General features: G+C 74.4%; 9 protein-coding genes. 5 read left to right on the forward strand and 4 right to left on the reverse strand.

Annotation, left to right across the window (positions count from 1 at the left end; genetic code table 11):
* Nucleotide 1 precedes the first annotated feature (1 nt).
* From AC3CHW_RS09490 to AC3CHW_RS09500, 3 genes are all read right to left on the reverse strand, one after another.
* Nucleotides 2-3,478: a type I polyketide synthase gene (locus AC3CHW_RS09490; RefSeq protein WP_488470158.1), complete on the reverse strand. Its 3,477-nt coding sequence runs from the start codon at nucleotides 3,476-3,478 to the stop codon at nucleotides 2-4.
* 322 nt (nucleotides 3,479-3,800) lie between these two features.
* Nucleotides 3,801-4,202, reverse strand: a complete 402-nt coding sequence (locus tag AC3CHW_RS09495) for a nuclear transport factor 2 family protein (protein WP_398608930.1) — start codon at nucleotides 4,200-4,202, stop codon at nucleotides 3,801-3,803.
* Between the two features lie 595 nt (nucleotides 4,203-4,797).
* Entirely contained in the window at nucleotides 4,798-7,659 is a 2,862-nt protein-coding gene (locus AC3CHW_RS09500) for a helix-turn-helix transcriptional regulator (RefSeq protein WP_488470159.1), read from the reverse strand.
* Between the two features lie 641 nt (nucleotides 7,660-8,300).
* Between AC3CHW_RS09500 and AC3CHW_RS09505 the strand changes: the two genes are divergently transcribed.
* From AC3CHW_RS09505 to AC3CHW_RS09515, 3 genes are all read left to right on the forward strand, one after another.
* The gene (locus AC3CHW_RS09505; RefSeq protein ID WP_488470160.1) at nucleotides 8,301-9,137 is read left to right on the forward strand and encodes an arylamine N-acetyltransferase family protein; all 837 of its coding nucleotides are present in this window, start codon (nucleotides 8,301-8,303) and stop codon (nucleotides 9,135-9,137) included.
* Between the two features lie 196 nt (nucleotides 9,138-9,333).
* A complete protein-coding gene (locus AC3CHW_RS09510; RefSeq protein ID WP_488470161.1) occupies nucleotides 9,334-10,899 on the forward strand; it encodes an alkaline phosphatase D family protein in 1,566 nt (521 codons plus the stop codon).
* A 2-nt stretch (nucleotides 10,900-10,901) separates the two neighbouring features.
* Nucleotides 10,902-11,813, forward strand: a complete 912-nt coding sequence (locus AC3CHW_RS09515; RefSeq protein ID WP_488470162.1) for a polysaccharide lyase family protein — start codon at nucleotides 10,902-10,904, stop codon at nucleotides 11,811-11,813.
* A 150-nt stretch (nucleotides 11,814-11,963) separates the two neighbouring features.
* Here AC3CHW_RS09515 and AC3CHW_RS09520 read toward each other — a convergent pair whose 3' ends face one another.
* The gene (locus AC3CHW_RS09520; protein WP_488470163.1) at nucleotides 11,964-13,241 is read right to left on the reverse strand and encodes an MFS transporter; all 1,278 of its coding nucleotides are present in this window, start codon (nucleotides 13,239-13,241) and stop codon (nucleotides 11,964-11,966) included.
* Nucleotides 13,242-13,415: 174 nt separating this feature from the next.
* On the opposite strand from AC3CHW_RS09520, the gene AC3CHW_RS09525 reads away from it, so the two are divergent.
* Both AC3CHW_RS09525 and AC3CHW_RS09530 read left to right on the forward strand, forming a co-directional pair.
* Nucleotides 13,416-14,324 carry a LysR family transcriptional regulator gene (locus tag AC3CHW_RS09525; RefSeq protein ID WP_488470164.1) on the forward strand — a complete coding sequence of 303 codons (909 nt, stop codon included), beginning with the start codon at nucleotides 13,416-13,418 and terminating at the stop codon, nucleotides 14,322-14,324.
* 450 nt (nucleotides 14,325-14,774) lie between these two features.
* Nucleotides 14,775-15,446 (forward strand): hemerythrin domain-containing protein, encoded by a 672-nt coding sequence (locus AC3CHW_RS09530; RefSeq protein ID WP_176164090.1) that lies wholly within the window; start codon nucleotides 14,775-14,777, stop codon nucleotides 15,444-15,446.
* Nucleotides 15,447-16,047: the final 601 nt, after the last annotated feature.

Raw genomic sequence — 16,047 nt, forward strand, 5'->3', positions numbered from 1 at the left:
TTCAGCCGATTCCGAGTTCCTTGTTGATGAGCGCGAACATCTCGTCGTCGGACGCGGACGCGAGTCCGTCACCCACGGCGGGAGCCGCGGCGGGCTCCCCGTCGCTCGGGCCGGTCGCGTCGATCTTCCACAGCAGGTTGCGGAGTCGCTCCGAGACCCGGGCGCGGTCGGCGTCGCCGATCGCGCCGGCGGCGAGGCGGCGCTCCAGGCTCTCCACGTCCGCCCACAGGGCGGGGAGTTCGGAGGCGGCGGACGGCGCCTGGTGGGGAAAGAGGTCGGTGTGCAGTTGGCGGGCCAGCTCCTGCGGCGTGGGGTGCCGGTACAGGACCGTGCTGGGCAGGCGCAGCCCGGTGGCCTCGCCGAGGACGTCCCGGAACTCCACCGCGGACATCGAGGTCAGCCCGGCGTCGCGGAACGACTTGTCCGGCTCGATGTCGCCGGCCGTGCCGTGGCCGAGCACGGCCGCCGCGTGCTCGCGTACGAGGTCGAGCAGCGCGGCCTCGCGCTCGGGGGCGGGCGCGGCGGCCAACCGGGCGAGCGGCGGGTCCGGTTGCCCCGGCTGCCGGTCGTCACCCGGCGCCCCGTGTGGCGCGGGCGCCGCTGGCGCTCCGTGCCCCGTGCCCCGTGCGGCGGGGTCGGCGGCCCCGTGCTCCGTGTCCGGCGCGGCGCCGTCGACCCCGTGCGGGGCCTCGTGCGCGGCGGCGGACCGGTCCGCGTCGGCCGGGTGGCCGGTGGCGGGCGTGGCCCAGTGGGAGGTGCGTTGGAAGGCGTAGGTGGGCAGGTCCACGGGGCGGGCGCCGGGGAAGGCCGGGCTCCAGTCCACGGGGACGCCGGCGGCGAACGCGGCGGCCACCGAGCGCAGGAAGCGCTCTGGCCCGCCCTCGTCGCGGCGCAGCGACCCGACGACCGCGACCCGACCCGCGCCGCCCGCTCCGGCGCGCCCCGCCGCCTTGGCCGTCTCCTCGGCGACCGCCTCGGCCGTCTCCTCGATGCCCATGATCAGTACGGGATGGCTGCTCACCTCGATGAAGACGGTGTGCCCGTCGGCGAGCAACCGCCGGGTGATCCGCTCGAAGTCGACGACCTCGCGCTCGTTGCGCAGCCAGTACGCGGCGTCCAGCGGCTCCGTGTCCGGCCGTACCCGGCCCTCGACGGTGGAGTAGAACGGCACCCGGGGAGCGCGCGGGGCGAGGTCCGCGAGGCCGGCGAGGAGTTCGTCGCCGATGGCGGCGACGCCGGGCCCGTGCGAGGCGTAGTCCATCGGCAGCCGCTTGGTGCGGACGCCGTCCTTCGCGCAGCCGGCGGCGAGCGCGTCGAGCGCGGCCACCTCACCGCCCACCACGCTGGACAGCGGCCCGTTGACGACGGTCACCGCGGCCCGGTCCGCGTACGGGGCGACACGCGCCCGCGCCTGCGCGCGGGGCAGCTCGACGGCGAGCATGCCGCCGTGGCCCGACAGGTGCGCGCCGATCAGCCTGGACCGCAGGGCCACCACGCGCGCCCCGTCCTCCAGCGTGAGGGCGCCCGCGACGACGGCCGCCGCGATCTCCCCCTGGGAGTGGCCGACCACGGCGGCGGGCTCCACGCCGTACGAGCGCCACAGCTCCGCCAGCGACACGGTCACCGCCCACAGCAGCGGCTGCACCACGTCGACGCGGTCCAGCGGGCCGTTCACGGCCGCCGCGAAGTCCCAGTCGACGTGCGGCGCCAGGGCCGCGCCGCAGCGGGCCATCCGCTCCGCGAACACCGGCGAGGTGGCCAGCAACTCCCGTGCCATGCCCACCCACTGCGCGCCCTGCCCGGGGAAGACGAGCACGGGCCGCTCGGTGTCGCGCGCCACGCCCCGTACCAGGCCGGCGTCGCGCTCGCCGGCGGCGAGCGCCGTGAGGCCGGCCACGAGGGCGTCCCGGTCCGTACCGACGAGGACGGCGCGGTGCTCGAAGGCGGTGCGGGTGGTGGCCAGCGCGTGCCCGATGTCCCGGTGGTCGTCCGCTGGGTGGGCCGCGACGTGCGCGCGCAGCCGCTCGGCCTGCGCGCGCAGCGCCGCGCCGCCACGGGCGGTCAGCACCCAGGGCACGGGGCCGTCGGCGCGGGCGCCGGGGTCCGCCACCGCCGCCGCGCCCGTCTCGCCCACCGCGTCGGCCGTCCCCCGCGCGGCGCCGTCCTCGGCCCCGTCCTCGGCGCCGTGTTCGGACTCCGCGCCGGGCGGCTGGGCGAGGACCACGTGGCAGTTGGTGCCGCCCATGCCGAACGCGCTGACGCCGGCCAGCAACGGCCGCTCGGGGTGCGGCCAGGGGCCGCGCTCGGCCTGTACGCGCAGGCCCAGGCGGGCCAGCGGGATGTCGGGGTGCTCCCGGGTGAAGTGCGGGCTGGGGGGCAGCTCGCGGTGGTGGAGGCTGAGCACCGTCTTGATCAGCCCGACGAGGCCGGCCGCCGCCTCCAGGTGGCCGACGTTGCTCTTGGCCGAGCCGACCCGCAGCGGGTCGCCCGCCGGGCGGCCGGCGCCGTAGACCGCGCCGAGCGCGGACGCCTCGACCGGGTCGCCGACGGCCGTGCCGGTGCCGTGCAGTTCGACGTACTGCACCCGCGCCGGGTCGGTGCCGGCCCGCTCGTGGGCCAGCCGCAGCACCTCCTCCTGGGCGGCGCGGCGCGGCGCGGTCAGGCTGTCGCCGCCGCCGTCGTTGTTGACCGCGCTGCCGAGCAGCAGGCCGTGCACCACGTCGCCGTCGGCGCGCGCCGCGGCCAGCGGCTTGAGCACCACGACGGCGCCGCCCTCGCCCCGTACGTAACCGTCGGCGCCGGCGTCGAAGGGGCGGCAGTGGCCGTCGGCCGACAGCGCGCCCATGGCCCGCGCGCCCGCGGTGGTCCCGGGCGCCACGATCAGGTTCACGCCGCCGACCAGCGCGGCGGTGGTCTCGCCGCGCCGCAGGCTCTCGCACGCCAGGTGGACGGCCACCAGCGACGAGGACTGGCCGGCGTCGACGTTGAGGCTGGGCCCGGTCAGCCCCATGGCGTACGAGACGCGGCCGGCGAGAACGCCCCGCTGGGCGCCGGCGAAGGCGTACGGGTCCGCCGTCCCGTGGCGCAGGGTGAGGTGGGCGTACTCGTCCCACATGGCGGCGGTGAACACGCCGGTGCGGCCGGCGCGCAGGCCGTCGGGGTGGGTACGGGAGTGCTCGGTGGCCTCCCAGCACAGTTCGAGCATGAGGCGCTGGTGCGGGTCCATGGCGGCGGCCTCGCGGGGCGAGATGCCGAAGAACTCCGCGTCGAAGGTGTCGACGCGCTCCAGGTAGCCGGCCCGCTCCGGGTGGCCGGCCGCGTCACCGCCCTGGTGCGCCCAGCGCCCCGCCGGCGCCGGGCCGACCGCGTCGCGCCCCGCGCCCAGGAGGTCCCAGAACGCGCCGGGCCCGGCGGCGCCGGGTAGCCGGCAGGCCATGCCCACCACGGCGATGGGCGCGACGTTCTCGTACGTCCTCATGCGAATCCCCCGATGACGAAGTACCTGGTCGCGCGCCGGCCACGGGACGGCGGCCCTGTCGTGGCCGCCGTCACCGCCGCCACTGCCGCGTGCGACTCCCTTCCGGCCGGCCCACGGCTACGTGCGCCAGTTGCGCGGAAGGTTGGTGTTTTTGCCTTTCATTGGCCGAGCCATACGCAAAATTGATCAGTCCGTACGACGATCCATGCATGGCCTTGACCGACCCATGGGCATGATTCTGGGGTGAGGTGTGGGCGCGAAACCCTGGGGCGCGCCCCCAGCATCCACCCCAGCATCACGGCCACGGCGTGGACTTCTGGGGTCAGGCCCCGTCGACGGGCGCCACGTCGGTCGCCCCCCAGTAGGCGCGCATCTCCTCGATGAGCCCGCTGGCGTCGAACCGGAACACCGAGGTCACGTTGACCGCGAGCCGGCCGCCGGCGGGGTCCTGCGGGTTGCGGATGGTGGCCCGCAGGCCGACCGCGACGTGCTGGTCGTCCTGCGATCCGGTGAGCGTGCCCGGGGTGTCCTGGGTGCCGAACTCCTCGACCACGCGCTGGAAGTAGGCGCGGATGGCCTCCTCGCCCACCACGGGGCCGGTGCCGACCGGGTCCTCGACCCTGGCCCGCGGGGCGAACATCTTGCAGATGCCGTCCACGTCGCCGGCGTTGACCCGCTCGAAGTAGTCGAGCACCAGCCGCTTGCGCTCGGTCTCGTCAGCCATGAGGTTCCTCCTGGTGTGGTGCGGTGGGTGTGCCGCGGTGGGTGTGGTGGGTGCGACGCGCGCGCGGTCCTCGCCGCACGGCGGACCCGCGTGCCGGAACCGGAACCGGCCCCGGGCCCTGGGGACCGCTGGGACCCGCGAGCCGACGCGGCGACCGGTGAGGGCGCGCGCCGCGCCCCGGCCGCCCGGGGCCGCGCCGGGAGCGGGGCGTGCGTCACCGCGCCGCGGACAGCGGCGCGCGCGGCGCCCCGTTCTGGTGACGGCGCCCCGTGCCCCGTGTTCCGGCTCGGCGCCCCGTGCCCCGTGCACGGCGCCGCGGTGGGCCGGCCCGGCCTCGCGCCCCGGGGGTGCCCCGGGGCGCTCGCCGTGCCGGCCGCGCACCCTTCCGGGGCCCGGGGACCGACACGGGGCGCGGCGCGAAGGGGGGCACCGCCCGTGCGCCGCTCGCGGGCGGCGTGGACCGGGCGCCGTGGCGCGTGGGCGCGCGTGCGGCACGGCCCCCGACTCGGGCGGGGGCCATGCAGCGATTCTGCGGGCCAACCACCCCGGAGAACCTCGGGTAACGCCCCAGCAGCAACCCCAGCCTTTGCGACCCTCACACCCTGGCCAGGGCGTCCCGCAACTCCCCCCGGGAGGCGATGCCGAGCTTGCGGTACGCCTGCCCCAGGTGCCACTCGACCGTCTTGACCGTGACGAAGAGCATGTGCGCGATCTCCTGGTTGCGCTTGCCCTCGGCCGCGAGGACGGAGACCGAACGCTCCCTGGGGGTCAGCCCCGACACCCCGGTGCGGGTGGGCACCCGGGCCCGTACGCCCATGGCCGCCAGCTCCATCCGCACCCGCTTGCCGAGCGCCGCCGCCCCGGTGGCGTCGGCGATCTCCGCGGCCTTCCGCAGCAGCGCCCTGGCCTGGTCGGTCTGTTCGTGTTCGCGCAGCGCGGCACCGCACTCGACCAGGGCCAGGCAGCGCTCCAACAGCGCGGGGCTGTCCTGCAACAGGGTCACCGCCTCCTCCAACTGCCGCAGCCCGGCCCGGCCGCCCGTGGCCAGGCCGCTGGCGACGAGGGCGCCGGCGACGGTGCGCGGGGTGCCGAAGCGGCGCGCGGCGGCCAGGCAGTCGGCCGCCAGCCGCCGCGCCTCCTCGGTGCGGCCGATGCGGGCCAGCGCGGCGGCGGCCTCGGCCGCCGGGCTCAGCGCCGGGCAGTCGGTGCCCCAGTCGCGCAGCGCGTCGGCGGCCCGCAGCAGGTCGCCGACGCCCGCCTCGGTCTCGCCCTGCGCGATCCGCAGCCGGCCACGGGCCATGACCAGCGGGAGGTAGGGCGGTTGGCGGGAGATGTCGGCGCCGAGGCCGCACCGGTCGATGACGCGCATGGCGATCCGGGTCTGCCCCTGGGCCACCAGCGCGTCGATGAGCGCGCCGGCCGCGAACGGCATGCCCATCGGCGGCACCCCGGCCTCGTCCGTGGACCCGAGCGCCAGCGAGCCGTCCGTCTCCGCCTCGGCCAGCATGCCGCGCTGGAACCGCACCCAGGCGTGCAGGGCCCGCAGGTCCACGGTGGCCAGGTGCATGCCCCGCTCCTCGGACTCGCGTAGCGCGTCCTCCAACAGCCGGTCGGCCTCCAGGAGCCGGTCGCAGCAGGCGAAGGCCAGCGCGATCAGCCAGCCCGCCTGCGCGCCGCCGTCCGGCGGGTCGATCAGCGGGCCCTGCAACAGCGCCCGTTCGCCGCTGGCCACCACCGCGTCGGCGGTGCCGCCGCTGATCAACGCCTCGAACGTCTGCTGGGCGCCGACCAGCGCGGCGGTCGCCCCGGCCTCGCCGACCACGGTGCGGTCGAGGCGGCTCAGCTCGCGCATGGCCAGGGGGCGGGTACGCGGGGTGAGTTGGGCGACCTTGACGATCTCCGAATGGAGCCGCAGCTCCACGTCCCGGTCCAGGCCCCGCACCTCGTTGTGCACCTGCTGGAGCAGGGCTAAGGCGTCCTCGTAACGCGCCGCGGCGATCAGCGCGGCACTCATGTCGACAACGATGCCGGCCCGGCTCACCGGGTCGTCCGTCAGCTCCAGCGCCTCCCCGAGGTGGCCCAGCGCCTCCGGGTCGCGCAGCCGCAGTTCGGCGCCGCCGAGCTGGGCGAGGAGCGCGGGCAGCGCGCCGGTGGGCGCCGGCTCGTTGAGCGCGCGGCGCAGCAGCGGCGCGGCGGCGGCCGGGTCGCCCGCCGCCAGGGCCTCGCGCCCGGCCGCGGCGATGACGCCGGCGGTCCAGGCGTCGCCGGACGGCGGCAGCGGCAGCAGCAGCGGGACGACCTGGGAGCTGGGGGCGCCGGCCGCGTGCAGGGCCTTGGCCGCGCGGGCGTGCGCCCGGTGCCGGTAGGGCAGCGGCAGGTGCTCGTAGATGGCGGTGCGCACGATGGGTTGGGCGAAGCGCAGCGGGGCCTGGTCGTGCACGATGCCGAGGTCCATCAGCGTGCTGATGGCGTCGGCGGCCTCGGCCGCGTCGAGTTCGGCGACCTGGGCGACGTGGGCCGCGTGCGGCGCGGCGGGCTCGCCGGGCGAGTCGAGCACGGCCAGTGCGCGGGCGAGCCGGGTGGCGTGCTCGGCCAGTGGCTCGGGCAGTTGCTGGAGCCGGCGCAGCACGACGCGGGCGATGTTGCGCGGCCCGGTGCGGGCGATGGACCGAGGGTCGCCGAGCGCGCCGGCCCCGGCGGCGGCGAGGAGTTCGCGCAGGAAGAACGGGTTACCGCCGGTGGCCGTGTAACAGGCGCGGACGAACGCGTCGTCGGGCCCCGGCACCGCCAACGTGCCGGAGACGAAGGCCCGTACGCCCTCCTCGCTGAGCGCGCTCACCGGCATCAGGTGAGCCGAGGTGGAGGACAGCAACGCCTGGTTGATGTCGGCGCGCTGGCCGCCGTCCACCGACTCGGTGGCCGCGCACACCACGATAGCGTGCCCCTCCAGGCGGCCCTCCATGTAGTGCAGGAACTGGAGCGAGGAGACGTCGGCCCAGTGCAGGTCGTCCAGGAGCAGCAACAACGGCGCGCGGCGGGCGAGGTGGACGCACATCCAGTACAGCCCGTGCAGCACAGCCTGCCGCTGCTCGGGCCCGGCGCCGGTGGCGACGCCGCCGCTGCCGTACTCGAAGAGGGGAGCCGCCAGGCGCGCGGGCCCCGAGAGCACCGCGTCCCGCTCCTCCTGGCTGGCGGCGGCCAGCCAGGGTTCGAAGAGCTGCCGCACGATGCCGTACGGGAAACCGGCCTCGAAGTCGCTCCCGCGCGCGAACAGCAGCACGAAACCCGCGTCCAGGGCCCGCTTCTTGGCCTCGTTGAGCAGGGCCGTTTTGCCGAGGCCCAGGGCGCCCTCAAATATCAGGAGCTGCCCGTCCCCGGCGTGACAGTTCTTGATCGCCGTATCGATTGCCTCGGATTCGCCATGCCGCTCAACAAAAGGACCGCGCTCAAGCCGCATTACGGTGCTCCCTCCACCCTTTCACAAAGAGATGGCCGCTCCGCAGATATGAATATCCCGCTTCAACTGCTTTTCGAAAACTAGATAGGGGAAGTCAGGAGTCACTTGCCAGCCGCGCGCAGGATGCAACACCGGCGCGCTGGCACGAAATTCGCCGAATGCGAATCGAACTGCGGCCACGAAAAATAGGCGTAGCGTTGGAGCAAAACCGTCAAATCCCCCGTTGTCCCGCGCATTACCATACGCCCGGCAGGGTCGTGGCGGCGCTGCGCATTACTGATCCGACACGGCCATCGTAACCCACGCGGCACAGCGGGCGAAGTATTAAGCCCGTCTGACCGAGACTTCCGAAGGGTCGTTCTTTGTCGCCTTCGCGAGGGAATAAGCGCCACCCCCATCACCCCCGCCAGACGTGGAGTTACACCGCGTAACGCGGAAAGCCGTGCGGGGCCCGGCGGGCCGTCCGCTTTCCGTACGCAGCGTCGCCTCCGCCGGCTGACGGAGGGGCGGGTACGCGTCCGGCCCTAAGCCCCGCGGAGTAGGCCGGGTCCCCCGCCGGCCCGACGCCGACGCGAGCTGGTCGAACTAGCGTCAATGACGTCAGCGCCGGGATTTCACGGCCCCTACCCGAGGAGTTGTCCATGCCCGCCACCCACGGCACGAGTGAACTGGATCTCACCGCCTATCTGGCGCGGATTCAGTGGTCGGGTGAACGCGTGGCGAACGCCCGGACGTTGCGCTCATTGCACCGCGCGCACGTGCTCCACATCCCCTTTGAGAACACCGAGGCGGTGAGCGGTTCGGCGCCCTCACTGGCCCTGCCCGACCTGGAGCGCAAACTCGTCCGCTCGGCCCGCGGCGGCTACTGCTACGAACACAACACACTGCTCGCGGCGGCGCTGCGCGCCTTCGGGTTCGAGGTGACCTACCTCGCCACCCGGGTACGGGCGAGCGTACGCGGGGAAACCCCGACAAGACCGCGTACGCATATGGCGCTCATGGTACGCGTACCGGATGCGGAAACGCCTTATCTCGCCGATGTCGGATTCGGCACCACGGGGTTGTTGGAGGCCGTTCCGCTGGTGGCCGACACCGCCGTGGAGCGCGGCGCGTGGCGGGTGCGTCTGGTGCACGAGCCGCACGCGGGGCGCCAGGACCTGTGGGTGCTGCAACTGGCGCCGAACGGGGGCGGCTGGAACGATCTCTACGAGTTCACCGAGGAACCCTTCGAAGGCCCCGACTTCGAGGTCGCCAACTGGTTCGTGGCCACCTACCCGCGCTCCCCGTTCCGGCACCGGTTCTTCGCGCAACGCCCCGGCGTCGATTCCCATCTGGCGCTCTTCGACCGGCAACTCGTGCGCACGCACGGCGACGGCACCGTGCACGAGCGCGCGTTGCGCGACAACGCGGAGGTACTGCGCACCCTGGCCACCGACTTCGGCATCGAACTGCCGGCGGGCACGGAACTGCCCGGCTGAGCCGTTCCGCCCGGCTCGGCGACCGACCACGGGAGCGGACGGAGCCCGGAGCCGGGCACACACCCTCGGTGACGGCAGCGGTACGGGCCCAAACGTCTCCCTTCCGTCCGACGCGTCTTCGCCTGTCCGCCGCGCGCCGGCCACCCCACGCGCCCACGCTCTCCCCGGATCCCGCACCCCCGCCTGGGAGAGACACATGAGTGCTGCACCCCCTTCGTCCAACGGCCTGGATCGGCGCCTGTTCCTGCAAGCGGCCGGCGTCGGCGTCGGCGCGCTGCTCGCCGGTGCCGGGCTGGCCGGCCAGGCCGAGGCGGCGGGGGGCGCTCCGCGGCTGCGCGACGACCCGTTCCGGCTCGGCGTGGCCAGCGGCGAGCCGGCCTCCGACGGCATCGTGCTGTGGACCCGGCTGGCGCCGCGGCCGTTGGCCGACGACGGGCACGGCGGCATGGCCCGCGCGGGCTACGACGTGCGCTGGCAGGTCGCCGAGGACGAGCGGTTCCGCCGCGTCGTACGCGCCGGCACCGCGCTGGCCCTGCCCGAGCTGGGCCACTCCGTGCACCCGCAGGTGCGCGGCCTGCGCCCGGGGCGCCAGTACTTCTACCGGTTCCAGGCCCAGGGCCACACCAGCCCCGTCGGCCGGTTCCGCACCGCGCCGGGCGCCCACTCGCGCGCCGCGTTCAGCTTCGCCACCGCCTCCTGCCAGGCGTGGTACCACGGCCACTTCTCCGCCTACCGCGGCCTGGTGGCCCGCGACCCCGACGTGGTCTTCTTCCTCGGCGACTACGTCTACGAGTACGGCATCACCGCCGCCAACATGTGGCGCGCCGCCCCGGCGCCCGGCCCCCGGCACGAGCTGGAGACCAACACCCTCGCCGACTACCGGGTGCGCTACTCCCTGTTCAAGACCGACCCGGACCTCCAGGCGGCGCACGCGGCGGCGCCCTGGATACTCACCCCGGACGACCACGAGGTGCAGAACGACTACGCCGACGAGAAGTCGTACTACGGCCTGAGCGAGGAGGACTTCCTCCTCCGCCGGGCGGTGGCCTACCGCGCGTACTACGAGAACTGCCCGCTGCCGCCGCTCGCGCTGGCGCAGGGCCCGGACGCGCGCCTGCACCGCCGGCTGCGCTACGGCGGGCTCGCCACGCTGCACGTGCTCGACGGCCGCCAGTACCGCGACCCCAAGCCGGCGAACACCGAGGAGCAGTACGCGCCCGGCCGCTCCATGCTCGGGGCCGCGCAGGAACAGTGGCTCTACCGCGGCCTGCGCACCGCCGACACCCGCTGGAACCTGCTGCTCCAGCAGGTCGGCATGGTCAAGGTGACCGAGAACCGCGTCGACCAGTGGGACGGCTACCCGGCCGCCCGGCAGCGGCTGCTCGACGTGCTCGGCGAGCGGGGCGTCGCGCCCTCCGTCGTCTTCACCGGCGACTGCCACCGCTCCATCGCCGGCGACCTGCTCGCCGACTTCGCCGACCCCGACTCCGCCGTCGTGAGCAGCGAGTTCCTCGGCACCTCGATCGCCTCCGACGGTGACGGCGCGCCGAGCGACAACTACGCCAAGGACTGGATGCAGCACCCCTGGATGTCGTTCTACGACGGCCGCCGCGGCTACGTCCTGGGCCACGCCGACGCGGGCGCGATCACCGCCGAGTACCGCGCCGTCCCCTACGTCCGCGCCGACAACCAGGCGGCCGGCTTCTCCCTCGACCGCTTCCGCGTCGAGCACGGCCGCCCCGGCATGCAGAAGGTGAGCTGACCATGACCGACACGACCGACCCGGCCACGACCGCCGCCAGCGCCACCCGCGCGGGGCGCGGGCGCTGGGACCACACCCCGGGCGCCGTCTCCGGCCTCACCGCCACCGGCGGGCTCGCCACCGTCGAACTGACCTGGCACTCCTACCGCCCGCGGCGCGGGCAACTCGTGGACCACTACGAGGTGTACGTCTCCGAGCGCGCCGACCGGGGCGGCGACCTCGCCCACTCGGCGACGCTGCTCGGACGCACCCTCTACCCGCACCTGACCCACCGGGTGGGCCCCGAGCCGCGGAAGCGGCACTACACCGTCGTCGCCGTCGTCTCCTCCGGCGCCCGCACCCGGCCGGCGCGCCCCGTGTCGGCCGTCAACGCGCGCTCCGTCGCCGCCGGCCGAGCGGTGGCGCGGGTCGGTGACTTCGACCACAAGGGCCTGGAGTTCGCCCTGTCGCCGGACCAGAGCGCGCGCTACCGCACCGCCTTCCCGGCCGGCGTCGACTACCGGTACGGCACCTCCACGCCGGGCCGCGACTGGAGCTACCTCCACCCGGGGCCGAGCGACGCGTGGGGCGGGCGCAAGGAGCACACCTTCACGCTCCGCTTCGACCTGGCCGCCGCCCCGAAGGCCGACCTGGCCTGCGCCCTGTGGCTGATCGACGCGCACGCGACCGCCGCCGGCGCCGCCGAGGTCACCCTCAACGGCCGCCCGGTGCGCACCCTCCAGTTCCAGGGCGGCGCCACCCGTGGCTCGCTCGAGGGCGACGCCACCCGCGTGGGCAGCGCGCTCAAGCCCTCGTACTACGAGTTCCCGCTGGCCGCCGACCTGTTCACGGCCGGCGAGAACGTGCTGCGGCTGCGCAAGACCAGCGGCTCCTGGATCGCGTACGACGCGCTGGGGGTCTTCGCCGCCCAGTGAGCGCCGGCCGGACCCCGGCCCCTCCGCGCACCGGCTCACCGGCCCGGGCTCGCCACACCCGGGCCGGTGCCGCGCTCTCGTCAGCCCCGACACTCAGGGGCGCCGCGCCGGGCGACGGGGCGACGGGGCGCCGGGCCGCCGTGCCCGGCGCTACGCCCGCCGGGGCATCACGCGCCGGCCGAACACCCACAGGTTCGCCAGGGCCAGCGCGGCGAGCGCGCCGCCGCACCACAACACGCTGGACAGGGCCACCCCGTCGGCGGCCCGCCCGCCGAGCAGCGCGCCCAGCGAGATCGCCAGGTTGAACACCGACACGAACAACGCCGACCCCACCTCGCGCGCCTGCGGAGCGGCCCGCAGCATCCACGCCTGCGCGCTGACGGAGACGCCCCCGTACGCCAGCCCCCACACCACGAGCAGCACCGCCGCGCCGGGCGTGGACGCGCCGACGAGCGCGATCAGCACGACGGCGGTGGCCAACAGCGCCGAGAGGGTCATCAGCGCACCACGCGGATCGCGCTGGGCGCGCGCGCCGGCCAGGAAGTTCCCGGCGACGCCGGCCACCCCGTACACCAGCAGCAGCGTGCTGACCAGTCCCGAGCCGACGCCGGACACCTCCTCCAGGACCGGGCGCACGTAGGTGTACGCGGCGAAGTGCCCGGTGACAAGCAGCGCCGTGGCGACGAGGCCGATCCGCAGGGTGGGCTCGCGCAGCAGCGCGGGCAGCTCACGCGGCCGGACCGACCGCGTCGCCGGCAGCGGCGGCAGCAGTACGGCCATCGCCACCAGCACCGCCAGCGCCAGCGCGCCCATCACCCAGAACGCGGCCCGCCAGGTGGCCAGGTCGCCGATGAGCGTGCCGGCCGGCACGCCGAGCACCGAGGCCACCGCGATCCCGCCGAAGATCACCGAGGTGGCGGTGGCGACGGCCCGCGCCGGCACCAGCCGCACCGCGAGCCCCGCGGCGATGGCCCACACGCCGCCGATGCTCAGGCCCACCAGCACCCGCGCGGTGAGCAGTACGGGAAAGCTGGTCGCGAGGGCGGAGACCAGGTTCGCCCCGGCGAGCAGCGCCATCAGGGCGATCAGCACCCGTTTGCGGTCCAGCCTCCCGACGAACACGGCGAGCAGCGGCGCGGCGACGGCGGCCACCAGCCCCGGCAGCGTCATCGCCAGCCCCGCCGTGCCGTCGCTGACGTCCAGCGACGAGCCGATCGAGGTCAGCAGGCCGACCGGCAGCAACTCGGTGGTCACCACGGCGAAGATGCCGACCGCCACCGACAGCACGGCCAGCCACTCCCGCGCCCCGGGGCCTGGGGTGGTCGGGCCGGTGGCGGCGCTTGTGGCGGGCGTCGTGGGCGCGGATTCGGGGGCGGCCGGGGAGGGGGCTGCGCCCGTCGCGGGCGCGGGCTTGCGGTTCTCGGACATGGCTCAAGCCTTGGCCCGGGCATCGACCGGGAACAACGCCGAACCCCTCATCCTTGAATGAGCCAGGCTCATCGACGGGCCCGCGGGCACCGGCTCGCGGTGCGGGCCGGCGCCGGGCGCGCCGCGCACGGACGGGAGGACGGGCGGCACGGGCCCGCGCGAGGAGGGCTTGGCATGAGCGGCGTGGAGATCCGGGAGCTGGAGTGCTTCCTGGTGCTGAGCGAGGAGCTGCACTTCGGCCGGGCCGCCGAGCGGCTGTACGTCTCGCAGAGCCGGGTCAGTCAGTTGCTCGGCGCCCTGGAACGGCGGATCGGGGGGCGCCTGTTGGAGCGCACCAGCCGCCGGGTGTCCCTCACCCCGCTCGGCGAGGGCTTCCTGTCCGAGCTGCGGCCCACCTACGAGGCGCTGCGCGCCACGGTGGAGCGGGCCCGCGCCAGCGCCCGGGGCGGCCTTGAGGGCACGCTGCGGGTGGGCTTCCTCGGCTCGGCCGACGAGCGCGTGATGGGGGCGCTCAGCGCCTTCCGCGAGCGCCACCCGCACTGTGAGGTGGCGCCGGTGGAGATACCGCTGGCCGACCCGTTCGGCGCCGTGCGGCGCGGCGACGTGGACGCCGCGATCGTCTGCCTGCCGGTGGCCGAGCCCGACCTCGTGATCGGGTCCGTCTTCTCGCGACAGCCGCAGTTGCTCGCCGTCCCGCTGGGCCACCCGCTGGCCGGGCGTGCCACGCTCGGCGCGGAGGAGCTGGCCGACTGCCGCCTGATCGGCCTGCGCGGCCCGGCCCCCCGCTACTGGCGGGAGTTCATGGCCCCGACCACCACCCCGAGCGGGCGGCCCGTCGCGCCGGGCCCTCAGGTACGCACCCTCCAGGAGGGGCTGACCGCCGTGGCGGCCGGACTCGGCACCATGCTGCTCTGCGCCCCCACCGCCACCCACCAGAACCGTCGCGACGTCGCCTTCGTCCCGGTCACCGACCTGCCGCCGTCGGCGCTCGCGCTGATCTGGCCGCACTCGCGGGAGAGCGCCCGACACCGCGCCCTGAGCCAGCTCATGACCGACCAACTCGTCACCCCCGTCGGCGCGTAGCGTCGCGGACGTAGCGTCTCGGCACGTACGTACCGCCTCGGGGCGCCCCCGGGGTCCGCCCGCCCCGAGACCGGCCCGTGAGGGGTTGGCCGGATGACGTCCAGCCGCCCCGTCCGGTCCCGGCCACCGGCGCGCGGCGTGAAACCGCCGTACCGTCGCGGGGCGGCGCGCGCGGCGGCACGGCGGCGACCGGTGGCGGTCGGCGGCCGGCCAATTCACGCGATGAGGGGTCCAGTTGAGATACGCGCTGTACCCGCACGGCGACGTGGCGCGATTATGGCAAGGCGCGGCCGACCGCCTTCACGGTCCGAATTGCCGGAATTCCGGAGACCCGCCGAATTAGTTCGCCGATCAACCGCCCATTCCGCGGTATGGAACAACTTGCACCGGAGGTATTTGGGGTGCACACTGTTCCAAAGATTCGGAGCAACCTGCACCAGACTTCTCACCATGAGGAGGCAGCTCTTGAGCGCCATAGCGGGAACTCGCGACCAGTGCCGGCCCGATCTGACGCTAACGTACGCGGTACACAATGCCTTCCGGCGCGACGCGGCCCTGCTGATGTCTGCCTCCTACAGCGAAGACGTGCGCGACGGCGCGTCCATTCGCGCGGGCTGGCAGACATTCAAGCGGCATATGGCGATGCAGCGCTCCGCCAAGGACTCGGTGTTGTGGCCCGCGCTGCGCGCGCGACTGGCCGGCCGGCCCCGGGAGCTGGAACTCCTGGAGTCCATGGAGGCCGAGAACGCCGAGATGGACCCGCTGATCAGGAAGATCGACGCGGCCCTCTCGCACGACCGCCGCTTTCGACTGCGCGAGTACGCCGAGGACTTCTCCACCTCGCTCCTGCGCCACCTCGACCACGAGGAGGCGGAGGCGATTCCGCTCCTGCAAAGCGTGCTCAGCCAGCAGGAATGGCGTGCCTACTGCGACGAACAGCGCCGCCAGGTCGGCTATAAGGGCGCCCCATCCTTCTTCCCCTGGCTGCTCGACGGCGCGCCGGACAGCACCCGGAGCCAGATCCTGGACCTGCTCTCGCCGCCGCTGCGCTTCCTGTGCCGCACCGTGTGGCAGCCGCGTTACGAGCGCGTCCCGCACTGGGAGCTGACCAGCGCCGCGTAAGGCGAACCCGCGAGACGGGGACGCGCGAATCGGCCACGCCGTTCCGCGGGTCACGCGCCGCACAACTCCCGTCACGCATAAGGGGGTTAGCGCCCCGCTCCGTTCACCTCTTGAATACAAGCAGAACCCCCGACGCCCCCTCCGGCGCCGGGGGTTCTCGCGTCTCACGGCATTGCGGATCGCCCCGCACACCACCACCATCGACCGGGTACGCTGATCAACTCCGCATCTGGCCTAGACCAGCGGGCCAAGGTGGTCGGCGGTCGGGCGAATTAGGCAGTGGGATGACCATCCGCCGCAGAGCTGGAAGGACCATAGGTGCTCGGCTCAAAGCGGGTTACTATCTGGATCGTTCGAAGACCGAAGGCGCCCCATCATGCGGAACTATCGACTCACTGGTGAACTGTTGAACGACCGACTTGAGGTGACATAGACTGCCTGCTGGCTCCAGATTTGCTCGACTTTCAGCCACGGGGGGATGAACAGGCGACGCAGCAAGGCCATACGGAAACAGGCACGACGGAACAGCGACGGACGCCCGTCCCCCAGCGGAGCGGCCCACACGGGGACCAGCGGCAAGGCGAATCCCGGTGCTGTCATG

The sequence above is a fragment of the Streptomyces sp. MGP-BFMKR1 genome (assembly GCF_057766585.1).